The 24,818-nt window shown below is 52.1% G+C and carries 24 protein-coding genes; 13 read left to right on the top strand and 11 right to left on the bottom strand.

What is annotated here, in order from left to right; genetic code table 11:
• Window positions 1-180 precede the first annotated feature (180 nt).
• Entirely contained in the window at window positions 181-966 is a 786-nt protein-coding gene (locus tag H8K38_RS10750; RefSeq protein ID WP_186884827.1) for an ABC transporter substrate-binding protein, read from the top strand.
• A gap of 89 nt (window positions 967-1,055) precedes the next feature.
• Here the strand turns inward: H8K38_RS10750 and corA are convergent, their stop codons facing one another.
• The 9 genes from corA to mpl all read right to left on the bottom strand — a co-directional run bounded on the left by corA (window position 1,056) and on the right by mpl (window position 9,991).
• Window positions 1,056-2,030, bottom strand: a complete 975-nt coding sequence (gene corA / locus H8K38_RS10745) for a magnesium/cobalt transporter CorA (protein WP_186884826.1) — start codon at window positions 2,028-2,030, stop codon at window positions 1,056-1,058.
• Window positions 2,031-2,206: 176 nt separating this feature from the next.
• Window positions 2,207-2,668, bottom strand: coding sequence for a hypothetical protein (locus H8K38_RS10740; protein ID WP_186884825.1), 462 nt, complete (start codon window positions 2,666-2,668; stop codon window positions 2,207-2,209).
• Complete coding sequence (mtgA, locus tag H8K38_RS10735; protein ID WP_186884824.1) at window positions 2,665-3,360, bottom strand: monofunctional biosynthetic peptidoglycan transglycosylase; 696 nt, start codon at window positions 3,358-3,360, stop codon at window positions 2,665-2,667. The genes H8K38_RS10740 and mtgA overlap by 4 nt, the downstream gene beginning before the upstream one ends.
• Window positions 3,360-4,214, bottom strand: a complete 855-nt coding sequence (gene aroE, locus H8K38_RS10730) for a shikimate dehydrogenase (RefSeq protein WP_186884823.1) — start codon at window positions 4,212-4,214, stop codon at window positions 3,360-3,362. The genes mtgA and aroE overlap by 1 nt, the downstream gene beginning before the upstream one ends.
• Entirely contained in the window at window positions 4,211-5,104 is an 894-nt protein-coding gene (locus H8K38_RS10725; protein WP_186884964.1) for a TonB family protein, read from the bottom strand. Before H8K38_RS10725 ends, aroE begins: the two co-directional genes overlap by 4 nt.
• A gap of 35 nt (window positions 5,105-5,139) precedes the next feature.
• Window positions 5,140-7,248 (bottom strand): ribonuclease catalytic domain-containing protein, encoded by a 2,109-nt coding sequence (locus tag H8K38_RS10720; RefSeq protein WP_186884822.1) that lies wholly within the window; start codon window positions 7,246-7,248, stop codon window positions 5,140-5,142.
• Between the two features lie 147 nt (window positions 7,249-7,395).
• The gene (locus tag H8K38_RS10715; RefSeq protein ID WP_370587087.1) at window positions 7,396-8,016 is read right to left on the bottom strand and encodes a chorismate lyase; all 621 of its coding nucleotides are present in this window, start codon (window positions 8,014-8,016) and stop codon (window positions 7,396-7,398) included.
• A 2-nt stretch (window positions 8,017-8,018) separates the two neighbouring features.
• Window positions 8,019-8,600 carry a YqiA/YcfP family alpha/beta fold hydrolase gene (locus H8K38_RS10710; RefSeq protein ID WP_186884821.1) on the bottom strand — a complete coding sequence of 194 codons (582 nt, stop codon included), beginning with the start codon at window positions 8,598-8,600 and terminating at the stop codon, window positions 8,019-8,021.
• On the bottom strand, window positions 8,597-9,991 hold the full coding sequence (gene mpl, locus H8K38_RS10705; RefSeq protein WP_186884820.1) for a UDP-N-acetylmuramate:L-alanyl-gamma-D-glutamyl-meso-diaminopimelate ligase: 1,395 nt from the start codon (window positions 9,989-9,991) through the stop codon (window positions 8,597-8,599). Before mpl ends, H8K38_RS10710 begins: the two co-directional genes overlap by 4 nt.
• Before the next feature lie 93 nt (window positions 9,992-10,084).
• Here mpl and H8K38_RS10700 point away from each other — a divergent pair, with 93 nt between their 5' ends.
• From H8K38_RS10700 to H8K38_RS10670, 7 genes are all read left to right on the top strand, one after another.
• Window positions 10,085-10,708: a hypothetical protein gene (locus H8K38_RS10700; protein ID WP_186884819.1), complete on the top strand. Its 624-nt coding sequence runs from the start codon at window positions 10,085-10,087 to the stop codon at window positions 10,706-10,708.
• Window positions 10,705-11,247 carry a TlpA disulfide reductase family protein gene (locus tag H8K38_RS10695; RefSeq protein WP_186884818.1) on the top strand — a complete coding sequence of 181 codons (543 nt, stop codon included), beginning with the start codon at window positions 10,705-10,707 and terminating at the stop codon, window positions 11,245-11,247. Before H8K38_RS10700 ends, H8K38_RS10695 begins: the two co-directional genes overlap by 4 nt.
• A 72-nt stretch (window positions 11,248-11,319) precedes the next feature.
• Window positions 11,320-11,757, top strand: a complete 438-nt coding sequence (gene aroQ / locus H8K38_RS10690; protein ID WP_186884817.1) for a type II 3-dehydroquinate dehydratase — start codon at window positions 11,320-11,322, stop codon at window positions 11,755-11,757.
• 145 nt (window positions 11,758-11,902) lie between these two features.
• Window positions 11,903-12,361, top strand: a complete 459-nt coding sequence (gene accB / locus H8K38_RS10685; protein ID WP_186884816.1) for an acetyl-CoA carboxylase biotin carboxyl carrier protein — start codon at window positions 11,903-11,905, stop codon at window positions 12,359-12,361.
• A gap of 65 nt (window positions 12,362-12,426) precedes the next feature.
• Window positions 12,427-13,794, top strand: coding sequence for an acetyl-CoA carboxylase biotin carboxylase subunit (gene accC / locus H8K38_RS10680; protein WP_186884815.1), 1,368 nt, complete (start codon window positions 12,427-12,429; stop codon window positions 13,792-13,794).
• A gap of 57 nt (window positions 13,795-13,851) precedes the next feature.
• Window positions 13,852-14,763, top strand: a complete 912-nt coding sequence (prmA, locus tag H8K38_RS10675; protein WP_186884814.1) for a 50S ribosomal protein L11 methyltransferase — start codon at window positions 13,852-13,854, stop codon at window positions 14,761-14,763.
• Window positions 14,764-14,769: 6 nt separating this feature from the next.
• On the top strand, window positions 14,770-16,203 hold the full coding sequence (locus tag H8K38_RS10670; RefSeq protein WP_186884813.1) for a DUF3426 domain-containing protein: 1,434 nt from the start codon (window positions 14,770-14,772) through the stop codon (window positions 16,201-16,203).
• A 65-nt stretch (window positions 16,204-16,268) separates the two neighbouring features.
• Here H8K38_RS10670 and H8K38_RS10665 read toward each other — a convergent pair whose 3' ends face one another.
• Entirely contained in the window at window positions 16,269-17,189 is a 921-nt protein-coding gene (locus tag H8K38_RS10665; protein WP_186884812.1) for a pseudouridine-5'-phosphate glycosidase, read from the bottom strand.
• Complete coding sequence (locus H8K38_RS10660; protein WP_186884811.1) at window positions 17,174-18,292, bottom strand: carbohydrate kinase family protein; 1,119 nt, start codon at window positions 18,290-18,292, stop codon at window positions 17,174-17,176. The genes H8K38_RS10665 and H8K38_RS10660 overlap by 16 nt, the downstream gene beginning before the upstream one ends.
• A 547-nt stretch (window positions 18,293-18,839) precedes the next feature.
• Here H8K38_RS10660 and rbsK point away from each other — a divergent pair.
• The 5 genes from rbsK to H8K38_RS10635 all read left to right on the top strand — a co-directional run bounded on the left by rbsK (window position 18,840) and on the right by H8K38_RS10635 (window position 24,694).
• A complete protein-coding gene (gene rbsK, locus H8K38_RS10655) occupies window positions 18,840-19,769 on the top strand; it encodes a ribokinase (RefSeq protein WP_186884810.1) in 930 nt (309 codons plus the stop codon).
• A gap of 193 nt (window positions 19,770-19,962) precedes the next feature.
• Window positions 19,963-20,958, top strand: a complete 996-nt coding sequence (locus H8K38_RS10650; RefSeq protein ID WP_186884809.1) for a BMP family protein — start codon at window positions 19,963-19,965, stop codon at window positions 20,956-20,958.
• A 91-nt stretch (window positions 20,959-21,049) separates the two neighbouring features.
• Window positions 21,050-22,579, top strand: coding sequence for an ABC transporter ATP-binding protein (locus H8K38_RS10645; protein WP_186884808.1), 1,530 nt, complete (start codon window positions 21,050-21,052; stop codon window positions 22,577-22,579).
• A gap of 64 nt (window positions 22,580-22,643) precedes the next feature.
• Window positions 22,644-23,726, top strand: coding sequence for an ABC transporter permease (locus H8K38_RS10640; protein ID WP_186884807.1), 1,083 nt, complete (start codon window positions 22,644-22,646; stop codon window positions 23,724-23,726).
• The gene (locus H8K38_RS10635; protein WP_186884806.1) at window positions 23,723-24,694 is read left to right on the top strand and encodes an ABC transporter permease; all 972 of its coding nucleotides are present in this window, start codon (window positions 23,723-23,725) and stop codon (window positions 24,692-24,694) included. The genes H8K38_RS10640 and H8K38_RS10635 overlap by 4 nt, the downstream gene beginning before the upstream one ends.
• Window positions 24,695-24,818: the final 124 nt, after the last annotated feature.

Genomic DNA, 24,818 nt, shown 5'->3' with positions numbered 1-24,818 from the left:
TAACTTACGGACGCCGTGATCGTCACTACTTAGTGACGCAAACGACATCGACCATCGACGCTTTGAATTGTGAAAAAATGCAGAGAGCAGGAAAAGTGAAAATCAGGTCTATGTAATTCCGTCAAAATAAGTCAATATGATGATCAATAGCGATCAATATTTATCTCCAACCATATCTGCATGACGATCCGTAGTACAAGCAACATCACTGTACGTTTTTTGCGTTTGCTGCTGTTGTTCGTTTTTATCACTGGCAACAGCCTCGCGGCTGCGAGGGCTGAAACGATCACATTGATTGGTGAGGATGACTGGTACCCATACTCCGGGCTAAAAGACGGCAGGATTCGCGGCTTTGCCGCCGACATCATTGAAGCCGCGTATGCCGCTGCTGGTATTCAGGTCAAATTTACATCGGCGCCCTATTCACGTTGCCTGATGCTGGCACAAACTGGTCAAGCGCTCGGCTGCTTCGACAGCTTGCAAGATGCCAAACTTGCCTCGCTGTTTATCTTTCACAAAGAGCCAATATTCAAAGCTGTCATCGGAATTTATGCCAGAGAAAACGATAAGCTGCCAGCCATAACCAGACTGGATCTACGCGGACATCAGGTTGGCGTCACCCACGGTTATACCTACGGCAGCGACATCGAGAGCGATGCTGGAATAATTCGGGAAACCGCACCGTCTGATCTGTCAAATTTACGTAAATTATTACGCGGAAGGTCGGATTATTCACTGGTCTATACCAGAGTTGCCGATCACCTCCGCGTCACTCATCCGCAAGAATTTCAGGGGAAGATTAAGCAGGTCGGTGTTGCGCTGGAAGACAAGCTGTTTGTCAGCTTTTCAAAGTCCTGGCCGGGAGCCGCCCGCTACGCACAGTTACTCGACAGTGGCTTGGTTACGATCAGGGCAAACGGAGCGTACGCAAAGATAGAACAAAGGTGGCAAACGCCACCGCCCTGACCCCGGCTGAAGCGGATATTGATGTGATATTTTGATCCAGCCTATGCGAGCCGTTCAGAGGATAGAGCTGCGCTGCTATCCCACAGCTTTTATTTTAACCAGCCGCGACGACGGAAATACCAGAACGGTGTGATCGCTGATGCCAGCATCAGCAGCAGAGCGAATGGATAGCCAAGCTCCCAGTCCAGTTCCGGAAACCAGCCTTTGAAGTTCATGCCGTAAATACTGGCAATCAGCGTCGGCGGCAGGAAAGCCACACTGGCGACCGAGAATATCTTGATAATCTTATTCTGATTGATATTGATGAAACCGACGGTGGCATCCATCAGGAAGTTGATTTTATCGAACAGAAATGAGGTGTGGCCATCGAGGGATTCAATATCGCGCAAAATCTGACGCGCTTCCTCAAACTGATCTGCATTCAGCAACCGACCACGCATCAGAAAACTGACGGCACGACGCGTATCCATCATATTGCGGCGGATACGCCCGTTCAGATCTTCCTCTTGTGCGATCGAATTCAGCGCCGCAGCGGCGTCCTGATCGCTGAAATCTTTTTGCAGCACAGCGCGGCTGACATCTTCCAGATTCTGATAAATACCTTCCAGCGCATCCGCAGAATACTCGGCATCGGTCGCATACAAATCCAGCAGTACATCTTTGTAATCGTTAATAGAACCGGGGCGTGAACGGGCACGCATGCGGACCAGACGGAACACCGGCAAATCGGTATTGTGTACAGAAAAGAGAATATCGCGCGCCAGAATAAACGCGACTGTCACCGTGCGTGCTGGCTCATCGTCTTCGTTTTCATCGATCAGAAAATCGGTGCGTAAATGCAGATCACCGCTATCAGCTTCGTAATAACGTGCAGACGCTTCAATATCTTTGACTTCGTCTTCACCCGGCAAAGTCACGCCGTAGATACTTTTGACCCACTCGCGCTCTTCTTCATTCGGGTCTGTCAGATCCACCCACACCGGCAAGGTATTTTCAAGATCGGCACGATTTTCGATATTAATCTGACTCAGCCGTCCATTGTGTAAAACGAAAACATTAATCATGGGCAATTCCGGTAAAACCTGCTAAGGGTGGGGCCGGGCGGGCAGTGCACTGATCGCTATAGTTGCGGCAAATTGCTGCAAGACCCTGCCTGACTTAAAATTTCTATGTTCGCGTACATCCTGCGAACAGCGCGCAAACAATAAAAAATATGCGCTCTACATTTGCGCTGCGACTGTCAGCGCTGTGCCTTTTGCAAGGCTTTTTCCAATGCTTTCAATCGCAAGTCTTGCTCAGCATTGCTGGCAGACGCTTCCTCAACCGGCGGTGGAGGTTTGACAAATCCCTTAGCATCATTGAGCTTGATATTTTTACTGGTCGGATTACTGTCAAGACAGGCGGTATCTGAATATACGGTCTTGCCATCGATGGTACAACGACGCACGCCAGACTCAACCGTGGCTGCCTGGCGAACACCGCTGCTATTTTGACCCGGCAAACTGAGTTCCTGCATGCCCGTGACATTTTTTAATTCATTACCGATCACGTTCGCCGACTTTCCCCATTTCGACCAGACATCCTGCATAGGTAAATGTCCGTAGCGTATCGTGTATAAAAAGCCCATCGATACTAAGCCCAGTAACATAAACAAAACAGAAATCCAGATCAGACTCAGACCGCGTTGTCGTTGTAAATTCATGGTACCTCCGCGTAATTCATACGTTTTAAAATTAACTCAGTCCTTCTCTGTAAGTATCCGGACCCCTGATTTTTATCAAAGTAGCGGGGCTTCGGCAGCATCACCGCTAAACGCGCCGCTTGTGCCGCACCCAGATTTGCCGCACTGATGTGGTAATAATGCTGGGCTGCTGCTTCGGCACCAAATACACCAACGCCCCACTCGACCGAATTCAGATAAATTTCTAATATCCGGCGCTTACTCATGCAGGCTTCGAGCATGTAAGTAATGACCAGCTCCTGTCCTTTGCGCAAATAACTACGCTGACCCGATAAGAACAAATTTTTTGCGAGTTGCTGCGTGATCGTGGAACCGCCGGAAACCACCTTGCCCTTTTTCTGATTCTTTTCGTAGGCCTTTTGCATGGCTTCCCAATCGACACCTTCATGATCCACAAAAGTATCATCTTCCGAGGCAATCACCGCGCGTTTCAGATGCGTGGAAATGCGGTTATACGGCACCCATTTATGCTGTAACTGCGCATCCGGATTTTTTTCCTGCAACACGCTGAGTTGCTGGCGCATGAAACTGGTGGAAGAAGGATTGAAATTAATCCACCAGCAAATCTGCAACAAAAAATACGCTTGCAGCAAAATCACCAGCAGCAGCGGCACCGCAACCAGCCAGAACAACAATCGGCGGAATAATTTCATTACGCCTCCGCAGTGGCATTCAATGCTTGTCGCAAATCAGCCAGCACCGTTAATGTGTCCGGCCGCACTCCGCGCCAGATAAAAAAAGCTTCCGCAGCCTGCTCTACCAACATGCCAAGGCCATCGCGACATTGCGCGCCGTGCGCTGCTGCGAAACGCAGAAATGCCGTTGGCTGCGCGCCATACATCAGATCGTAAGCCAGCGTTCCGGTATCAAACAAGCTGCCCGCCAGTGGCGGCACATCGTCATGCAAACTGGCAGAAGTCGCATTGATGATCACATCGAAATGGCCTTCAACATCGGTAAAAGTCCGGGCAAAAACCGGAATCTGAGGCAAATATTGTTGTGCCAGTTGCTGCAGCTCCTGCGCCTTCGATAAGGTGCGGTTGGCGATCACCAGTTCTGCCGGCAATTGCTCTAGCAAAGGTAATAAGCTACCGCGAGCCGCGCCCCCTGCCCCGAGCAAGAGAATGCGTTTGCCCTGCAGAGGTACGCCCGCATTACGCACGATGTCGGTCACCAGTCCGATGCCGTCCGTGTTGTCACCCAAAATTTTTTCGCCATCAAAGCGCAAAGTATTGACTGCACCTGCGGCAGCGGCACGGGTCGTTAATTCAGTTGCCAATGCGCAGGCGTCCAGCTTGAATGGCACAGTCACATTCGCACCTTTACCTCCCTGTTGCCGGAATGTCTGCACACTGGCAGCAAAGCCATCCAGCGGTGCCAGCAAACGCTGATAGTCCAGCGCCTGGGCAGTCTGCGCGGCAAAGGCGGCGTGGATATACGGCGACTTGCTGTGCGCAACAGGATTGCCGATCACGACATAGTGATCTGGCGTTACGGTGTGACTCATTTTTTACCTCCGCGCAATTCTGTTTCTAACTGCTGATCACGCGTAAATTTAAAGCGGGTGATGACCACCCATAAATCGTCTTTATCGTCCGAGCGCATGTTTTGCGGGAACTTGCCAAACGGTGCCGCACTGCGCACGATACGCAACGCGGCTTTATCGAGCGCTTTATTGCCAGACGATTTTTCTATGCGCGGGCCGCCTTCTTTTTCATAAATGGTGCCATCCTGAAAAATCGGGATATACACAATCAATTCGCCATAAAGTTTCTTCCCTTCTTTTTGCGGGAAATTCAGGGTGCCAAAATCTTCTATGCGTTTTTGCAGCTCTTTGTAATACATTGCATAGCCAACTTTTTGCGTACTTGGCGTGATGAAGGTTTTACGCGGACGTTTATTCTGATCTTCGATGGTCTGCGAAATCTCTGCTGCCATCCGGGCTAACGCTTTGCTGGTATCGAGATCGTCGCTGCCTTTATTCGGTGTACGGCTGTCATCGAGGCGACGTTTTTCTTGCTGCGGCAAGCGGAAATTTTCTTTACGTTTAGCCTGATCAAGCAATTGCTGTTGCTGCTGTTCCAGCTCTTCTATGCGTTTGGTGGCGGTACGGATATTGTCGCCATCTTCGCTTCTGTTCATATCCGGCAACGGCGATTTACTGCGGCCGCTGTCATGGGCGCCGCCGCCATCTAGATCGGCTTGTGCCAGCGCATCTGCTTTCAACGGCTTGCGGTCGTGTTTGGAATTCACCAGTATCACTTCCAGCCCGGGGTCTGCGGCCTGCGTTTCTGCAGGCTTGGGTGCGACGAAATGAACCAGCAGCAATGCCGCATGAACGACCACGGAAATGGTAACCGCAATCGTGAGTATCAAATTATCAAACACGGATTTCATGGGCATGCTATCTGTCTTTTCTGTCGCGCTATTCATTACTCGGCTTGTGGCTGAATGTTGTCACTATCACTGCTGTTGTTGCTACTACTGTCTGCATCTGACACGGCTTCCTGATTGCCGGTTGCAGTACTACCATCATCCGGCAATGCATCGACCGCATTTTCCAGTGCATTTTCAAGTTCGGCATCCATTTCAGCTTCCAGCACTTCATCTTCACCGATCTCTGTGACGGTTCCCAGCACTTCGAGTATGCGTGCCTCAACGCTGAGATCGACTTCATCCCAACGCAAAATATCGAGTCGGACTTGCGCGCCACGCGCAGTCTGCGGCATGCCTGGCAAGCGGATCACCAGCGGAATCTCAACCAGACGCAGAATCTCGTCTTTCAACACCACCGCATCGACCTGACGCGCCTGCTCCTGCTCCAGCCAACGCAGGCACCAGTAACGTTCCATATTGGTCTGGAAGTCGTTGTACGCAGAATACGCTGCATCAAAGCCGGAAACGATCGCAAACAAATCGGCATCTTTCGGTTTGAACGGTGCCACCAGCGGCGCAGTCACACCGTGTTGTACGCAAGCGATGATCTGCCACTGGTTCACCAAATCCGTGTAACGGCGCAATGGTGATGTACTCCATGCATACTGATCCACGCCCAAGCCCTGATGCGGTGCCGCGTGCGTCAGCATACGGACTTGCATGCGGCCGGCCCAGCCGCCCTGACCACGGCCACCCGCCACTCCCTGCGCGCGATAAATGCCGGGGATGCCGTGATCCGCCATCAATTTCCCCCAGGTGCTGTTGGCGAAAATCATCAGCTCCGCAACCATCTTGTCGAGCGGCGCACCACGTTTGCGACGGACAATACTGACGACATCGTCTTCGACATAAAAATTGAAATCGACGCGATTGGTTTGTTCCGGCTTCATGCCGAAACTTTCACGCTTCGCCATACGTCCCTGTTCCAGCACCAGCGCCCATTTCCAGATCTGCGCAATCTCGGCTTTATGCGGATAATCGCCAGCATCGTTCGCCAGATTTTCTTCGGTCACCAGCGCATCGAGATCGTTATGCCGCAAATTCGACGCCATCGGTACCGCTTCAACTTTAGTTTCCGTGCTGATGACGGACCAGTCGGCGGTATCCAGCGTTGCGTACAGCGACAACGCTGGCCGTGTTTGCCCGGCACCAAGCGTGTAGGTGTCGACCAGCTCATCTGGCAACATGGTGATTTTGTCGCCCGGCATATACACGGTCGACATGCGCGCCCGCGCCAGCTGATCAATCGCGTCGCCGCGTGCCACACCTAAGGCCGGTGCGGCAATGTGGATACCGACGCGCAGCTTGCCGTCACCCAGATCAACGACGGAAAACGCGTCGTCAATTTCAGTCGTCGTAACGTCATCGATAGAAAATGCCTGCACATCGGCGACCGGTAAATCGGTCGGTAAGGCCGGTATAGTAATCGCCGGAAAACCCAGACCTTTGGGGAAATGCTCGAAATAAAATTTCGCCAGATGCAGCTCTTTCGGGCTGCGGATGCCGCCGGTCGCCAGCATCAGGCGTGAGGCCGACATTTGCAGTGCATCGCAAGCTTCTGCCAGCGCTTTGTATTCGATCGTGTTTTTATCGGGCTTGAACAGGAGTTGTAAAGCGAGTGGTTTCATCGCTTCCGGCAAACGATGCTGCTTCAGCTCTTCCACGTAGCCAGCTTGTATCAGCAATTGCTGTTTTTTCTTTTCGATACCGGCGAGTGCGGCTTTCAGCGATGCTTCCGGCGCGGCCTTGTAACGGCCACGGCCTTTTTTGTAGAAATACACCGGTGCCGAATGCAATGCAAAAATCAGGCTGGCGGCTTCGACCGGCTGCGGTGCGTGACCAAAATATTCAGCGCCGAGTTCAGCGAAGCCGAACTCTTCCTGACCGGCGACTTCCCATAAAAATTCGAGGTCAATATCTGCAGCAGCGGCGCGTGCCTGCTCTATCAGCGTGACCGGATCAGGCGCCGCGAATTGCAATAACACATCTTTGGCTTTGATTTTGCTGCGCTTACCGCTCGCCAGTTCGACCTGATAGGCCTCGCCTGCCTGCGACATCATGCTGCCCGCTTTAAAATCGCCAGATTCTTCAAAAAATAAATTCATGCAAGACTTCTTTTCTTCATTTTTACGTCTGTATTTTTATCAATCGGGGGGAGTATCTTGTATTTTCAGCCTAATGTCTTTGTATTTAAAAGGCTTTTAAAAATACTCCCCCCAGTATATTTTTCTGGTTTTTCCCCGTTTTCAGCGTCAGCGCAGTTTGCGCACTGTTTCCGGCAACTTGTGCGGCAATGTCAGCACAGCGGGCAAAAACACCTCAGTCACCAACAGGCAGGCACCTTTGCGCCAGAATAAGGAGCGTCGCGCCGTCAGACTGCGTTCTGCCGACAGCCGCGGCAATGCCCGCACGATGCGACGCATCAGCGGGTGCGTCTGATGCAAGCGGGCATACGATAATGTGCCGCGCACCACCTGCGGATCATTAAACAAGGTGCTGCCTAAAGAACGCTCTCCCAACCCCTGAAACAAAGGCCATTGCGTTGCCGTTGCACTCAGCGGCACCACGGTATGGCCGTAAATCATCGCTTCACCATCGCAGCGCAGTATCACTTCGCGCTCATGCACCTGACGCCGTTGCGGTAATCCGATCACAGCGTACTCATCTGGCAGACACAGCGCCTTGTGCTGCGACAAACGCTGCACGCGGAATTGCGTACAACGTGCGGTCAGTCTGGCCGTCAGTGAGTCACGGTTGGTCAGCCAGTCCTGCATCGCCGGCCGCCGGTCGATGGTGTTGACGTGCTCAACCCAGTGCGCCATTGCCGCATGGCGGAATGCGGGAATCAGAGCACTTGCGCCAAAATCACGCACGGTCAGACCTCATCATCACAAAAAGCCATGACCAGACCGAGATAATCAGCGAACTCCGCAATGCCGTGGTCGCTGCCTTCGATGATTTTCTGTTTTGCTCCCGGATAATGCGCAACCATTTCACGCCAGTCGAGCACTTCATCGCCGGTTGCTGCCAGCAAAAAATAACGTTCAGGCCGGGTAATTTTTTCGACTGCCAATGCCCGCAATTGCGCGACGTATTCCGCTTTGAATTCAAACACTTGGTCGCTGTGATAATACGTCGTCACACCGACATAACTTTCCAGATCGCGTGGCGGTTTGACGGCAGGGTTCAGCAGCACGGCTTTGCAAGCATATTTTTCCGCCAGCCAGGTCGCATAGAAACCACCTAACGAAGAACCTATCACCGTCAATTTGGCCCGTTGCGCCGGATCAGCTTTGGCAATGATGGCTTCTGCCTGCGCAATTGCCTCGGCAGGTGATGGCGACAGCGCCGGACAAAAAAATTCATACGCGCGTCCCAGTGCCTGCATATATTGCTGCATCACCCGCGCTTTGTAAGACTGCGGTGAGGAACGAAAACCATGCAGGTAAACAATCATGCTGCGGCAACCTCAGCCTGCGCGCGGGCTTTGAGCACATCGAGTAATTTCTGATGCACGCCGCCAAAACCACCGTTACTCATGATCAGCACATAATCACCGGGTCGCGCCTGACGGACGATCGCTTCAACCAACTCGGGGATCACGGAAAAAGTCGCCAGCTTGTTACCCAGCGGTGCCAGTGTTTCTGCCAGATCCCAGCCGAGCGCATCTTTGCCTTCATGCGCACCAAAACCAAATACCAGATCGGCTTCTGCCAGACTGCCGGGCAGCGCTTGTTTCATGGTGCCGAGTTTCATGGTATTCGAACGGGGTTCGAGCACAGCCAGAATGCGGGCGTTACCAACTTTGCGGCGCAATCCGGCGACCGTCGTCGCCACTGCGGTCGGGTGATGGGCGAAATCATCGATCACGGTAATGCCGTTTTCGACGCCGCGCACTTCCATGCGTCGTTTGACATTCACAAACTGCGCCAGCGCTTCAATGGCAATCTCAGGCTTCACACCGACATGGCGGGCGGCAGCAATCGCGGCCAGGGCGTTCTGGCGATTATGTTCACCATTCAGTTGCCATTGCACCGTACCCTGACATTCATCGTTGAAAAAGACCTCGAAATCCTCACCGTCTTTTAAGACGATGCGCCATTCCTGTTCGTTGCCGAAAAATTCTTTCTCGCTCCAGCAACCGCGCTGCAGCACGCGTTGCAGCGATGCATTCTGGCCATTGACGATCAAACGACCAACGCCCGGCACTGTACGCACCAGATGGTGAAATTGCGTTTCTATCGCACCGACATCAGGAAATATATCGGCGTGGTCGTATTCCAGATTATTCAGAATCGCCGTCTTGGCGTGGTAATGCACGAACTTGCTGCGCTTATCAAAGAACGCGGTATCGTATTCATCGGCCTCAATCACGAAAAAATCTGAAGCGTGGTTACCTTGCAGACGCGCGGAAATGCCGAAATTCAAAGGCACGCCGCCGATCAGGAAACCCGGGGCGTAACCGGCATATTCGAGTATCCAGGTCAGCATCGCCGAGGTCGTGGTTTTGCCATGGGTGCCAGCTACCGCGAGTACCCACTTATGGCGCAGGATATGATCGCCCATCCATTGCGGGCCGGAAACATAGGGCAAGCCGCGATTCAGAATTTCTTCCATCAAAGGATTGCCGCGCGACACGACATTACCGACCACGTACAGATCCGGCTCCAGCGCGATTTGCTCGGCACCGAAGCCCTGCGTGAGCGTAATGCCCTGCGCTTCCAACTGTGTGCTCATCGGTGGATAAACGTTGGCATCACAGCCCGTTACGGTGTGTCCGGCTTCCTTTGCCAGCACAGCCAGCCCGCCCATGAACGTGCCGCAAATACCTAAGATATGAATGTGCATAATTTAACTAAATTTCAGAATCCCGCAATTCTACCTGACTGCGCCCGTGTTTCCCTATGCACAAAGGCGCAGATGTTAGGTTATGATGCCGCCATGATGATTCACACTCCCAACGAAGCCGAAGCCCTGCGGGCTGAAATCGCCATGCTGGCGGCACGCATGATCGCTGAAGACGGCGCAGACTATGCGACCGCCAAGCGCAAGGCTGCCAAACAGTTGCTGGGTAACCGCAAAATCAAGGGCGATGTCCTGCCAGACAATGCGCAGATCGAGCAGGAAGTCCGCGAATACAATGAACTCTTCTTTGGCGACACGCAGCCGCAAAGGCTGCTCCATTTAAGACAACTCGCTGCCGGACTGATGGAAGAACTGGCGCGCTTTCATCCGTATCTGGTGGGCGCAGTGCTGAATGGAACGGCGGGCAACCATACCGACATCTATCTGCATTTATATACAGACAATACCAAAGACGTCGCTATTTATCTGCTGAACAGGGATATTCAGTTTGAAGTCTCAGAGCATTTCAATAATCGCAATGAAAGCGTGGAAACCCTGAGTTTCCTGCGTGAAAATGAGGGCGTACACCTCGTCTTGCATGACCATGATGCGATCCGTAACGGCGGTGGCAAGAGCCTGGAGCGCGCCAATTTGCAGGCATTGAAAGCACTGATGCAGGAAACTGCGGACCAATCTGTCGGAAAGAAAGACCTGATATGAATAAACGATTTATCTCCATCGCCCTGCTTTGCGGCACATTATTCGGCGCGCTCGGTATTTACGCCGGAAATCTGAAGACAGCGCCCGAAACACCGCAAGGCGATGCCGTCAAACAATTAATGGCAAAGACTTTGCCAGACAGCAATGGCAAGCAACAATCCTTAGCACAATGGAATCAACGCCTGCTGGTGGTGAATTTCTGGGCAACCTGGTGCGCGCCTTGCGTACAGGAAATGCCGGAATTATCGGAGTTGCAGCAGGAATTGAAAGGCAAACCGGTACAAATCCTTGGCCTTGGCATAGACAACCCCACCAATATCAGCGAATTCGCGAAAAAACTGAACGTCAGCTACCCGCTGTATGTGGCCGGACTCGATGGCAGCGAATTATCGCGCCAACTCGGAAATAAGGCGGGCGGCCTGCCATTTACGGTGCTGATTTCCGCTGATGGCAAGGTGCTGAGAAGCTATCTGGGTCGCCTGAAGATGAATGAGCTGCGCGCCGATATCGCCAAATTTTCTGCGGAAAAGGCCAAGTAAGTTGATTTTTCCTTGCCAATTTGCTGTCATTAGCGGCAAAATGCGGCCATCTTCGTCAAATTGAATGTGACTATGGCGCGCAAACTATTGCTGCTGAATGGCCCCAATCTGAATTTACTAGGCACCCGCGAGCCTGCCGTTTATGGCTCGACCACGCTTGCCGACATTGAATCCGCGGCACAGGCACAAGCCGCTGCCGCTGGCGCTGAACTGATCAGCTTTCAAAGCAATCACGAAGGTGCGCTGATCGACAGAATACACGCCGCGCGCGCTGAAAAAGTCGATGCGATCGTGATTAATCCCGGTGGACTGACCCACACCAGCGTCGCCCTGAGGGATGCGCTGGCAGGCGTTGCCATCCCTTTCGTCGAAATTCACATCTCGAATATTCATCAGCGCGAGAGCTTCCGTCACCATTCTTTTCTGTCCGCCATCGCCAAAGGAGTGATTTGCGGCCTCGGTACCGACGGTTATCGACTGGCTATTGATTTTTCTCTAAAAAATATCTAATTTCGCTCTTCTTCGTGCATTTAACGAATATTTTCGTTTAATTTAATGTACAATCACTTTTTTTCCGGCATTGCAGGAACGTCAGAAACGTTCTATATTGCGCGCTCTCATTAATTCAGAACTACTTTTTTCTAGGGGATTCCACATGGATTTAAGAAAACTCAAAACCCTGATTGACCTCGTTGCAGAATCGGATATCGCCGAACTCGAAGTCACAGAAGGTGAAGGCAAAGTCCGTATCGTTAAATCTTCGGCATTACCTCAGAATCAAGTGGTCATGATGCAGCAGCCACAACAGCAACAGATGGCACCAAGTGCAGCGCCAGTTGCTGCCGCGCCAGTCGTCGCAGCGGCACCGGTTGTACCGGAAGGCAATATCGTGAAATCCCCGATGGTCGGTACTTTCTACCGCTCATCCGCTCCAGGCGCCGCACCTTTTGCAGATATCGGCAAAAGCGTCTCCAAAGGCGATACGCTGTGCATTATCGAAGCAATGAAATTGCTGAACGAAATCGAAAGTGACTTTGAAGGCACGATCAAGCAAATACTGGTGGAAAACGGCCAACCAGTTGAATTCGGCCAGCCTCTGTTCGTCATTGGCTAATTCCGGCAACGTGCCAGATGTCACTGCACTCATAGCAGCAACCATTGCCACAGCAAAGTTAAATCATGTTTGAAAAAATTCTTATCGCCAACCGTGGTGAAATCGCGCTCCGTATTCAGCGCGCCTGCCGCGAGATGGGCATTAAAACCGTGGTCGTGCATTCCGAAGCCGACCGCGAAGCAAAATACGTCAAACTCGCCGATGAATCTGTTTGTATCGGCCCTGCCGCTTCTAATCTAAGTTACCTCAGCATGCCAGCGATTATCAGTGCCGCTGAAGTGACTGATGCGCAGGCAATCCATCCGGGTTATGGCTTCTTGTCAGAGAATGCCGATTTTGCTGAACGCGTCGAGCAATCCGGTTTTGTTTTCATCGGCCCACGTGCCGAATCCATCCGTCTGATGGGCGATAAAGTATCGGCCAAGCACGCGATGATAGAAGCGGGCGTTCCCTGCGTTCCGGGTTCAGAAGGCGCCTTGCCTGATGATCCGAAAGCGATTGTGCAGACGGCTCGTAAAGTGGGTTATCCAGTCATCATCAAAGCAGCAGGCGGTGGTGGCGGACGCGGTATGCGCGTTGTCCACACAGAAGCCGCGTTGATCAATGCAGTGGCAATGACGAAAACCGAAGCTGGTGCTGCATTCGGTAATCCTGAAGTGTATATGGAAAAATTCCTGGAAAATCCACGCCACGTGGAAATCCAGATTCTGGCCGATCAACATGGTAATGCGGTCTGGCTGGGTGAGCGCGATTGCTCCATGCAACGTCGCCATCAGAAAGTGATAGAAGAAGCGCCTGCACCTGGCATTCCACGCAAGATTATCGAAAAAATCGGCGACCGTTGCGCTGCTGCCTGCCGCAAGATCGGCTACCGTGGCGCTGGTACATTTGAATTTTTGTACGAAAACGGCGAGTTTTATTTCATCGAAATGAATACCCGTGTGCAGGTTGAACATCCGGTGACCGAAATGATTACCGGCGTGGATATTGTGCAAGAACAAATCCGCATTGCATTCAATGAGAAGTTGCGCTTCAAACAAAGCGATATCACGCTCAAAGGCCATGCGATCGAGTGCCGTATCAATGCAGAAGATCCATTTAAATTCACACCATCACCAGGTCGCATCACATCCTGGCACGCGCCGGGTGGCCCTGGTATCCGTGTTGATTCTCACGCGTATGCAGGCTACTTCGTGCCGCCTTATTATGATTCGATGATAGGCAAAGTCATTTCTTACGGCGAAACACGCGAACAAGCGATCCGCCGTATGCAGATTGCGCTGTCGGAAATGGTGGTGGAAGGCATACAGACCAATATTGCCCTGCATCGTGAGTTGATGATTGATGCGCGCTTTATCGAGGGTGGCACCAATATTCATTACCTCGAACATAAACTGGCAGATATGCCGGATCTGGCAAAGAAAAATCAATAATCATCACCACGGATCTTGCGTTATGAAAATGGCGCAAGATCTTTTAGAAAGAGCAATATGGGTTGGATAGAAGTTGTTATCGAAGTGGCACGTGAACATGCGGAAGCATTATCAGACGCGTTGATGGATACTGGCGCATTGTCGGTTTCTGTCGAAGATGCAGACGAAGGCACTGTGGACGAAAAACCATTGTTTGGCGAACCAGGCATGGAGCCTGAAGAAGCCGCATGGGATCGCAGCCGTGTGGTCGCACTCACCGATACCGACAGTGATCATGCTGCGATAGTTGCCGCCGCAGCGCAATCCATCGGACTGCCTGCAACCCCGTCCTACACCACCCGCTCAGTGGAAGAACAAGACTGGGTGCGCTTGACGCAATCACAGTTTGCGCCGATTCATATCGGCAAAAATATCTGGGTCGTCCCTAGCTGGCATGATGCGCCGGATGCCAATGCACTGATACTGGAACTCGATCCTGGGCTGGCATTCGGTACTGGCAGCCATCCGACAACACGACTGTGCATGGAATGGCTGGAAGCACATGCACCGACAAACCTGACGGTGCTTGATTACGGCTGCGGCTCGGGCATTCTGGCGATGGTTGCAAGCAAACTCGGCGCTGGCAAAGTCATCGGTGTTGACATCGATCCGCAAGCGATAGAATCGGCGAATTTCAATGCCGAACGTAATCATTGCAACATCGAATTTGCGTTGCCCGAAAAATTTGGCACCGAACATCCATCAACTGAAAAATTCAATGTCGTCGTGGCGAATATTCTCTCCAGCCCGTTGAAACTGATGGCACCGATGCTGGCGGGACGCGTTGCAGCAGGCGGCTCACTGGTGTTGTCCGGCGTGCTCGCACGTCAGGCAGAAGAAGTGGCGGCCGCTTATGCTCCGTTCATCCAACTCAGCGTCTGGGCAGAGCACGAAGGCTGGGTCGCGCTCTCAGGACAATTGCCAGGTTAATCTGTCATGGCTCTCGCCACACGCTGCCCTCACTGCCTGACCATCTTCCGCGTGGCGAATGACCAGCTGAAGCTGCATGCGGGGCTGGTACGTTGCGGCTCTTGCCAACAGACGTTTAATGGTGTTGAACATCTGGTTCCGCCGCATGAATTAACAAAACCAGTTCAACCTAAACCCGACGTCGCCACAAACAACGCGACGGCGCAAGCACAGCCTCAAGTTCAGTCTCAAGCACAGCAAGCTGAAGTAGCGGCAGAAATACCTGCTGAAAAAATGACTATTCAGCCTGAATCTGTCGTTACCCCAGGTCCGGTTGAGATCGTCATCGATGAAGCGGCGTTAGAGAAAGCGGCATTTCCTCCGGCCGCAAAAACACCGGTAGCGCAGGCAGTCGTTGACGATATTGAGATTCGCGAAAAAACGAATGAATTGCCGGAAGACCTGGAATCGGTTCTGGCAGCCACAACGACGCGCATACCGGAAGAGCCGGTTGCTCCTTCGCCTGCGCCAACACCGGTACCAGCGCCAACACCAGCGCCGGAATCATCCGCGTCACTGGATTTTTTCTTTGGTGAAGATGATCCTTTTGCTGAAATAGCAGCCACTCCCCCGGAGACAGTCTCGGCTCAAATCCGACTGGAAGCAAAAGCAGCAATGCTGGAAGAACCCAGCATAGACTGGTCAGTGGCGGATGAAGTCAGCACCACCGGTGCCGGACAAATCTCAGAACCGGACGCAGATGAACCAGAGGAGTCTTTACCGACCACGATTGTGGTGGATACGATTCAGGAACCTTATCTGCCAGATACTACGGATGATGTTGCGATTGCCGAAACAGAAGCCGCATTAGAACAACTGGCAACGGCAGCAGAAGACTCCGTCAGCGATACCGGCACAGGTGTCAGCGAAGACGATAAGCCTGAATTTGTCTTGCAGGCAGAAAAAGCAGAGAAACGCGGGCGACTGTATAGCATAGTCATGATCTTGCTGAGCCTGATTTTGCTGCCGGCACTGATAGCACAATCTGGCTATGTCTTCAGAAATCAGATCGCAGCAGCTTACCCGGAAACTCGTGCCGTACTGGAACAAGCCTGCCGTATTCTGCATTGCCAGATTTCACTTCCGGCACAAATTGACTACATCACGATAGAGTCAAATGAATTACAGACACTGTCACCGGAAAAGAATACGTTTTCGCTGGTGATGCAGTTGCAGAACCGCAGTAATACCGTGCAATCATGGCCAATGGTTGAGTTAGTACTGAATGACGCGAAAGACAAACCAGTGTTACAGAAAGCCTTCGCTCCGAAAGACTATCTGAGCGAGCCAGCTGAGATAGCAAAAGGGTTCTCACCAGTCTCAGAAAAAAACATCACACTGTATTTTGAATTGCCCAAGCTGAAAGCGTCCGGTTATCACGTCAGAGCCTTTTATCCATGACATACACTGGTAGCCATCGCAGGATGACTACCAGTACCAATGCAGCTGGATGCAATTTATCTGTATCAGGATTTTTTATGCGCGGCCAGTGCGTGCGCCAGTTGCGCTCCGACTTTCGCATTATTTTTCACCAAAGCAATATTACTGACCAGACTGCGACCTCCAGTCAACTCCTTAATTCTTGCCAACAGAAACGGCGTCACAGCTTTGCCGCTGACACCTTGTTGCGCAGCTTCCTGCAATGCTTGCTGCGTGATGCTCTCGATCTCTGCACGCGGCATCGCATCCGCGACAGGAACCGGGTTCGCAATCACGACCCCGCCACGCAAACCCAGCGTCCACTTTGTAGCGATAAAATCAGCCTGCTCAGCGGCGCTATCGAGTTGAAAATCCGCGCGGAAACCGCTGTCGCGGGTAAAGAACGCGGGGAATTCAGCCTGACCAACGCTGACAACAGGAACGCCGTGGGTTTCCAGATATTCCAGCGTCAGACCAAGATCAAGTATCGATTTCGCGCCAGCACAAACGACAGCGACGGAGGTGCGCGCCAGTTCCTGCAAATCGGCAGAAATATCGAAACTGGTTTCTGCGCCACGATGTACGCCACCGATTCCACCCGTCACAAACACCGGAATACCAGCCAGCTCGGCACAAATCATCGTTGCGGCAACCGTTGTTGCACCCAATTTTTTAGTAGAAATCACATACGGCAAATCGCGACGACTGACTTTCAGCGCATCTGCCGATTGCCCCAGCAATTCCAGTTCTGCGTCTGACAGGCCTATGTGTATCTTGCCATGCATAATCGCAATGGTGGCAGGAACCGCACCGTGTTCGCGAATAATGGCCTCAACCTCACGCGCGGTCTGCACATTTTGCGGATAAGGCATGCCATGCGAAATAATGGTGGATTCCAGCGCGACCACAGGTTTGCCAGCGACTCTCGCGGCGCGTACTTCTTCAGAAAAGACTAAATAGGATTGCATGATGGTTCCTCATTAAAAATTGTTGTATGCGGTGTTTGCAATACACTGGTATCAGTTTGTATGGTCAGCGCCGCCAATTGCAAACCGCGCTGACAGGCAAGCAACATATCCTCCGGAGCGTGATGTAAAGACCCGCATACGGCAGCGGAAAAAGCGTCGCCAGCGCCCGTTACGTCAACGACCCCTACCTTTGGCGCTGGTAAATATTGTGCTGGTGCGTTGTGTTTAGAATCTGTAAAAACGACACCGTCCGCGCCGAGAGTAACGATAACGTCAGTCACACCTTGCGCCTGCAGTTGAGCACACGCTTCAATAATCGCGCTGGTATCAGTGAGTTTAGTCGCTAGCCGCTGTTCGAGTTCGGCCTGATTCAGAATCAATAAACGCACTCCTTTTAAGCTTGCAGGAAGACGCGCCATTTTCGGCTGGGAAACGGCGACGATCACCAGCGGTTTGTTATTCAAGGCTGCCTCATTCATCAGTAACTGAATACTGTCGGAGGGCAAATTCATGTCCGCGACGATCATCGCAGCAGCATTCAGTTGCGGTCGGCACCCTGCAAGATAATCACGATCAAGCAACTCACACAATTCCATATGAGCCAGCGCCAGCACCAATTCACCGGCATTATCCAGAATCGCCGTGTAGGTTCCGCTGCAAGCGCCTGCAACGTGTAAAGAACCACTGGTGTCAATTCCTGTGCTGTCTGCATGCGCCATCAAACCTTTGCCGCTGACGTCATCACCAACCGCGCAGATTAACGCTGCGGGGATGCCCAGCCGCGCCAGATTTTCGGCAATATTGCGGGCAACGCCGCCGTAAGACTCGGTCTGACTGGCCGGATTTGACGTGCCCATTTGCAAGGCCGCCAGCGTTCTTAATTTGCGGTCGATATTTGCGCCGCCAATGCAGAGTATCGCGCGCGTCCCTGGAAACGTATATGCCCGCCCGAGAATACGCCCTTCCCTGATCAGGGCGGCGATATGGCCTGCAATCGCAGATCGCGATAATTGCAATACGTCTGCCAGCTCTTGCTGCGACACATAAGGATTCGCACTCACCAGCGCAAATAATTGCTCTTTTTTTGACAAAGGCTTACTCATGTCATTTTCCCCACCAACACTCTCCGGCCAGAATGGCTGCCCGGCATCAGATAAATAGCGATCAAGCTGTAGTCAACTGTAGTCAATATATCGCCGCGTTAAAAAGCACAGCAACATGCAGCAACCTACAGCAACGATATGCAGCAACAACGCACAAATCAAATACCAAGATCAAATTCAAAAATCAAATACATAGCTCAAACAAAATAAACAAATGTCCAATAAGAAAACATTTGTTTTAATTTTAAATATTAACACATCCGACTGTCGCCATTTATTGAATCAGACCGCGTTGAAACCCTGGTGTCGTCTGCAATTCCGATTTGACAGCAGTTACTATCCACAGCACAATCTCGCTCGGCATTAATCAATATCAAAAAAATAAAACAAATCACTGCTCGGCCTCAAGGTTTTGCCTGTCCGGAAATTGCATAAAATTTCATCAAAATTTGAGAATGCGCTTGACTAGCAGAAGTAGGCCATAGTTAAATACGAAATCGATTGCGCAAACGATTGCGCATCATTATTTTATCGAGAAAAAAGCATCATGAAGCCACGCATTACCGTAGTCGGCAGCGTCAATATGGATTTAGTTTTCCGCACGCCGCGCATGCCCGCAGTGGGAGAAACCTTGCTGGGTCATGAATTCCGTCAGATTCCCGGCGGGAAAGGTGCTAACCAGGCGGTGGCCGCTGCACGTCAGGGTGCCGATGTGAGCTTTATCGGTGCAGTCGGCGATGACGGTTTTGGTGATTTTTCGCAGCAATGTCTGGCGAAAGAAGGCATCAACATCAACCACCTCGCACGTGTTGCCGGTGTGGCCACCGGTGTGGCTGGCATATTGGTGGAAGACAATGGCAGCAATAGCATCGTGCTTGCGGCCGGTGCCAATGCGACGCTGACCGTCAATCAGATTGAGGCAGCGACAAGTGCAATAGGTGCGGCACAATTATTGCTGTGTCAATTGGAGACACCGATCGCGACGGTGACCAGCGCCATCGCAATCGCGCATGCTCAGGGTGTCAAAGTGGTGTTAAATCCGGCTCCGGCACAACAGCTGGACCCTGCATTATTAAAGCAAGTCGATTACCTGATCGTGAACGAAACAGAAGCATCACAACTCAGCGGCATCAGCGTGACCAGCCAGGCCAGTGCACAGCAAGCATCTGAACGCTTACTGGACTTGGGTGTCGGTACTGTGTTGCTGACCATGGGCGGCGACGGCGCGTTGATCACACAAACAGGCAGTAGCGAATTTATTCCGGCGATTAAGGTCGATGTGGTTGATACCACCGCTGCTGGCGATACTTTTGTCGGCGCGTTTGCAGTTGGTATCGCGAATGGGCTCAGCGTCTCAGACGCCAGCCGTGAAGCACAATATACTGCTGCACTGACCGTGACGAAATTGGGAGCACAGACTTCGATTCCCCATCGACATGAAGTTCTGGATTTCATGAAAGCGCGGAAAGTCGCCTGATTGCGATTGAATACGAATACAAGATGGCAGGATTTGATAGAATTTTGACCTTACAGCCAGACTCGCTGGTGACGCGTGGTAGTCTGATGTCAGTAAGTGCCGATAAATAATGAGTGATGCCACTTGCGACTTGCCGTCGGCGAATAGCGATCACGAACGCAATCACACAAGATATACGAATAAGGAAGCTCTCATGAAACTCAAACAACTCTGCCTGACTCTGGCTGGCTTGCTCGTTGCAGGCGGCGCTTATGCTGCAGACCCGAAATTTGCCGTCATCTACGATGCGGGCGGTAAGTTTGATAAGTCTTTCAATCAGTCCGCTTCCGAAGGTGCAGAGCGTTTCAAGAAAGAAACGAAAATCGGCTTCATGGAAGTGCAGGTCGCCAGCGACACGCAAACAGAACAAGTGCTGCGTAATCTGGCACGTAAAAATGTTGATCTGATTGCCGCAATCGGCTTCGGACAAGCGCAGGCAGTGCAAAACATCGCCAAAGAATTTCCGAAAACAAAATTCGTGTTGATTGACGGCGTTGCCGCTGGCAACAATGTCAGCTCGGTATTGTTTAAAGAACAGGAAGGTTCCTATCTGGTCGGTGTTGCAGCTGCTCTGACAAGTAAATCCAAAAAAATTGGCTTCATCGGCGGCATGGATATTCCGCTGATCCGCAATTTCTCCTGCGGTTATACACAAGGGGCAAAAGCCACCGATGGCAAAGTCGAAGTGATACAGAATATGGTAGGCACTACGACCGCAGCATGGAACGATCCGGCCAAAGGCGGCGAACTTGCGCGCGCGCAGTTTGAACGTGGCGTCGATGTGATCTTTGCAGCAGCAGGTGGCAGCGGCATGGGCACACTGCAGGCGGTCAAAGAAAAAGGCAAACTCGGCATCGGCGTTGACTCGAATCAAAATTACATGCATCCGGGCAATATGCTGACATCGATGGTCAAGCGCGTTGATCAGGCGATTTATGACAGCTTCATGCAATTGAAAAATGGCAAATGGCAAGGCGGTACCGTCTACAAAGGCCTGAAAGAAGGCGGCGTGGACTGGGCGCTGGATAAAGACAACCGCAGCGTTGTCAGTGCCGAGGTTGAAAAACGCGTCAATGCGGCGAAACAAGACATCATCAACGGGAAAATCAAAGTCGTCGATTTCCGTGATGCAAATAAGTGCCCGATTTAAAATAAAACTCACCATGATCGGGGCGCCAACATCGGCGCCCCGAAATTTTTACCCCTATTCCTGACTCGATCACACCGAGAATCCCGAACGTATGCAAGCTGCCGTCGAATTTCAACACATATCCAAACGCTTTGGCGCAGTGCAAGCGAATCGCGATGTGAGTTTTTCCATTGCACCCGGTTCCATCCACGGCATCATCGGAGAAAATGGTGCAGGTAAATCGACATTGATGAGCATCCTGTACGGTTACTATCGTGCGGATGGCGGTCAGTTGCTGATCAATGGCACGCCACAACAAATCCGTAACAGTCAGGAAGCAATCGATCTCGGCATCGGCATGGTGCATCAGCATTTCATGCTGGTCGAAAACATGACCGTGCTGGATAACGTGATGCTCGGCTCTGAAGGCGGCTTCCGCCTTGCCGCTCATCGCAAACAAGTTGAAGCCAGCCTGCGTGAAATTTGTCAGCGTTACTCGCTCGACGTTGATCCACTCGCCAAAATTCAGGATTTATCGGTCGGCATACAGCAGCGCGTTGAGATTCTGAAACAGATATACCGCAGTGCGAATATCCTGATTCTGGATGAACCAACGGCAGTGCTGACGGTACAGGAAACCGCCTCGCTGTTTGCTGTTTTGCGATTATTCAAAGAACAAGGCAAAACGATTATTCTGATCACCCACAAGCTGCAGGAAATTCTCGACATCACTGACGAAGTGACCGTGATGCGCGCGGGTACCGTCGTCGGCTCCGTGCAGACGGCGAACACCAATAAAGAGCAACTGGCCGAGCTGATGGTGGGTCGCCCAATCGAAACACATCTGCCGCGTGCGCCGTATGCGCCGGGTGAAACAGTACTCGATGTGAAGGGTCTGAATCTGATCAATGCCCAGCAAGTCAGTTTGCTCAAAGATTTGAATTTCAATATCCGCGCCGGAGAAATCGTCGCCATCGCTGGCGTCTCCGGCAATGGACAAAGCGAGCTGCTGGAAGTGCTGAGCGGTATGCGCTTACCGAGCAGCGGTGCAGTGATGATGCAAGGAAAGCCGCTGCCATTTGCAGGGCGCAAAGATGCTGATGGTTTGCCTGCGACGTTCCGCGAACTCGGTATCGCACATGTACCGGAAGACCGCTTGCGCGATGCGGTCGTGAAGAATTTCTCAGTCATGATGAACAGCTTTCTCGGCTATCAGAAAAAACTCGGCAAAGCCTTTGGCCTGCTCGACTACAAAGCCATACTGAAAACCTGCAACGAGTTGCTGAATAAGTTTGATGTGCGCCCGGCTGATCCGCATTTGCGCATTGCCCTGCTTTCCGGCGGTAATCAGCAAAAAGTGGTGATGGCGCGTGAGATGGCGTCAGAACCCAAACTGATGCTGGTTGGTCAGCCAACACGCGGTGTCGATATCGGCACCATAGAAAGTCTGCACGCGCGCCTGCTGGCGATGCGCGATGCCGGTGTCGCCATACTGTTAGTGTCTGTGGAGCTGGAAGAAGTCCGCGCCCTGGCTGACCGCATACTGGTCATGTCGGGTGGCTGTATCACCGGCGAGCTGAAAGTAGAAGAATTTGATGCGACCCGCATCGGCCTGCTGATGGGTGGATTACACAAACACTAAGCAGCAGCCGGAATACAAAGCAAACATAAGCGAAATAAGCGAACAAACAAGCGACGAACCACGTATGAATCAAGCCGATCTTCCCCGCTGGGCCACCGCCTTTGCCCTGCCTTTACTGAACTTGCTGTCCGCCCTGCTGGTGGCAGCCGGTGTGATTTATCTGCTGGGTGAAAGCCCGCTGGAGTCGCTGGGCATACTGCTGAATGCGGCTGTTTTCAATCCTGAAGGACTGGGCTACACCCTGTTCTACGCCGCCACATTTATCTTCACCGGTCTGTCGGTGTCAATTGCGATGCAGGCGGGTTTATTCAATATCGGCAGCGAAGGTCAGATGTATCTGGGCGGTCTCGGGCTGACACTGGTGCTGCTCGCTTTTGACGCCAGCTTACCGGCATGGCTGTTAATTCCGCTGGCGATTGCCGGCAGCGCAATCTTCGGCGCGGCATGGGCTTTTTTACCCGGTTATCTGCAGGCAAAACGCGGCAGCCATGTGGTGGTAACGACCATCATGTTCAATTTCATTGCGGCCAGCCTGATGAACTACGTCATCGTCAGTTTTCTGATTCCTGCCGGTGAACAAAACACTGCCAGCCGTGTATTTGCCGATAGCGCATGGCTGCCTAAGCTGAATGGCATCCTGCCGGTGCTGGGCGAAACACCTCTGAATATCAGCTTCATCATGGCCTTGCTGGCCTTAGTTATTTACGGTGTTGCCGTATGGCGCACAACCTGGGGTTATCAGTTACGCGCTACCGGTCTGAACCAGCATGCCGCGCACTATGCGGGCATTTCCATCAGCAAAACCATCATGATTGCGATGATGATTTCCGGCGCACTGGCTGGTCTGGCATCGGTCAATTCCGTGATGGGTTCCACGCATTATCTGGGCCTGAACTTCCCCGCAGGCGCAGGCTTTATCGGTATCGCCGTGGCATTGATGGGGCGTCAGCATCCGATAGGTATCTTGCTGTCGTCGATACTATTCGGCGCGCTGATCCAGGGTGGCTTTGATCTGTCGCTGGAAAAACCGAATATTCCGACCGAAACTTTTATTTTCATTCAGGGCCTGATCATTCTGTTTTGCGGCGCGATGGAAAATCTGTATGCCCCGGCGATTTCTGCCCTGCTCAAACGTAAGGAAAAATGATGTTTGATGATTTTCAATTTTCCAGCATTCTGGTTTCTACCATCCGCAATGCACCGGTATTAATGTTTGCAGCGATGGCAGGTCTGTTCGCTGAACGCAGCGGCGTGGTCGATCTGGCACTTGAAGGGAAAATGCTGGCAGCGGCATTTGTGTCAGCAGCAGTCGCCTTCGCGACACAAAATCCGTGGTTAGGCATACTCGCCGGTATCGGCATTTCCGCTGTCATCGCTTTGTTGCAAGGTTTTGTCAGCATCACGCAAAAAGGTAATCAGCTGGTGGCCGGTATTGCGTTGAATATTGCCCTGAGTGGTCTGACCTTTGTGCTTGCCCAGTTTTTCTTTATGCAGGGCGGACGCACGCCAGATCTCGGCTCTGCCCGTCTGTTTGATATTGTTTTACCGGGTTCAGATGCAGTGGCCGGTATTCCGTTTCTGGGCTGGTTTTATACCAAGCTGATCGGTGGTCACAGCGCGCTGGTGTATCTGGCGTTTGCCCTGATACCGCTCGTGCACTGGGTCTTGTATCACAGCCGTTTCGGTCTGCGTCTGCGCGCAGTCGGTGAAAACCCGCACGCGGCCGATGCCGCCGGCATCAATGTCGAGCGCACCCGTTTTATGGCGATGCTGTGTGCCGGTGTGCTGTGCTCATTCTCGGGCGCTTATCTGTCCATCGTACAAAGCGGTTTCTTCCTGCGCGATATGTCGGCCGGTAATGGTTATCTGGCGCTGACGGCGCTGGTGTTCGGTAACTGGCGTCCGCTGCAAACGGCGCTCGGTTGCCTGATGTTCGGTTTTTTCACTGCTCTGCAAGTCCAGATCGAAGGCGTGGTCTTCCCTGGCTTGGGCAAAGTACCGGGATCATTGATACAGATGATTCCGTATGTAGTCACCGTCGTCGTTCTTGCGGGCCTGATGGCGAAATCCGTCGCGCCTAAGGCGATAGGCGTGCCGTTTGTAAAGTCACGATAAAAGACTATAAAACCTGCCGGTCGTCCGTATGGGCTTGCCCCGTACTGGCTGCCGGTGATTTATTTTTTAAATCGACAACGTTAATAACGGCCTCCTTGAACCAGGTCAAACACAACAAATTGCT

The sequence above is a fragment of the Undibacterium sp. FT79W genome, from assembly GCF_014284215.1.
In the GTDB taxonomy this organism is placed as follows: domain Bacteria; phylum Pseudomonadota; class Gammaproteobacteria; order Burkholderiales; family Burkholderiaceae_D; genus Undibacterium; species Undibacterium aquatile.
This window is presented reverse-complemented; position numbering and strand designations above follow the sequence as displayed.

Coding starts and splice junctions, on each gene's coding strand:
- H8K38_RS10750 (WP_186884827.1), top strand. CDS start 181: ATGACGATCCGTAGTACAAGCAACATCACTGTACGTTTTTTGCGTTTG.
- corA (WP_186884826.1), bottom strand. CDS start 2,030: ATGATTAATGTTTTCGTTTTACACAATGGACGGCTGAGTCAGATTAAT.
- H8K38_RS10740 (WP_186884825.1), bottom strand. CDS start 2,668: ATGAATTTACAACGACAACGCGGTCTGAGTCTGATCTGGATTTCTGTT.
- mtgA (WP_186884824.1), bottom strand. CDS start 3,360: ATGAAATTATTCCGCCGATTGTTGTTCTGGCTGGTTGCGGTGCCGCTG.
- aroE (WP_186884823.1), bottom strand. CDS start 4,214: ATGAGTCACACCGTAACGCCAGATCACTATGTCGTGATCGGCAATCCT.
- H8K38_RS10725 (WP_186884964.1), bottom strand. CDS start 5,104: ATGAAATCCGTGTTTGATAATTTGATACTCACGATTGCGGTTACCATT.
- H8K38_RS10720 (WP_186884822.1), bottom strand. CDS start 7,248: ATGAATTTATTTTTTGAAGAATCTGGCGATTTTAAAGCGGGCAGCATG.
- H8K38_RS10710 (WP_186884821.1), bottom strand. CDS start 8,600: ATGATTGTTTACCTGCATGGTTTTCGTTCCTCACCGCAGTCTTACAAA.
- mpl (WP_186884820.1), bottom strand. CDS start 9,991: ATGCACATTCATATCTTAGGTATTTGCGGCACGTTCATGGGCGGGCTG.
- H8K38_RS10700 (WP_186884819.1), top strand. CDS start 10,085: ATGATGATTCACACTCCCAACGAAGCCGAAGCCCTGCGGGCTGAAATC.
- H8K38_RS10695 (WP_186884818.1), top strand. CDS start 10,705: ATGAATAAACGATTTATCTCCATCGCCCTGCTTTGCGGCACATTATTC.
- aroQ (WP_186884817.1), top strand. CDS start 11,320: ATGGCGCGCAAACTATTGCTGCTGAATGGCCCCAATCTGAATTTACTA.
- accB (WP_186884816.1), top strand. CDS start 11,903: ATGGATTTAAGAAAACTCAAAACCCTGATTGACCTCGTTGCAGAATCG.
- accC (WP_186884815.1), top strand. CDS start 12,427: ATGTTTGAAAAAATTCTTATCGCCAACCGTGGTGAAATCGCGCTCCGT.
- prmA (WP_186884814.1), top strand. CDS start 13,852: ATGGGTTGGATAGAAGTTGTTATCGAAGTGGCACGTGAACATGCGGAA.
- H8K38_RS10670 (WP_186884813.1), top strand. CDS start 14,770: ATGGCTCTCGCCACACGCTGCCCTCACTGCCTGACCATCTTCCGCGTG.
- H8K38_RS10665 (WP_186884812.1), bottom strand. CDS start 17,189: ATGCAATCCTATTTAGTCTTTTCTGAAGAAGTACGCGCCGCGAGAGTC.
- H8K38_RS10660 (WP_186884811.1), bottom strand. CDS start 18,292: ATGAGTAAGCCTTTGTCAAAAAAAGAGCAATTATTTGCGCTGGTGAGT.
- rbsK (WP_186884810.1), top strand. CDS start 18,840: ATGAAGCCACGCATTACCGTAGTCGGCAGCGTCAATATGGATTTAGTT.
- H8K38_RS10650 (WP_186884809.1), top strand. CDS start 19,963: ATGAAACTCAAACAACTCTGCCTGACTCTGGCTGGCTTGCTCGTTGCA.
- H8K38_RS10645 (WP_186884808.1), top strand. CDS start 21,050: ATGCAAGCTGCCGTCGAATTTCAACACATATCCAAACGCTTTGGCGCA.
- H8K38_RS10640 (WP_186884807.1), top strand. CDS start 22,644: ATGAATCAAGCCGATCTTCCCCGCTGGGCCACCGCCTTTGCCCTGCCT.
- H8K38_RS10635 (WP_186884806.1), top strand. CDS start 23,723: ATGATGTTTGATGATTTTCAATTTTCCAGCATTCTGGTTTCTACCATC.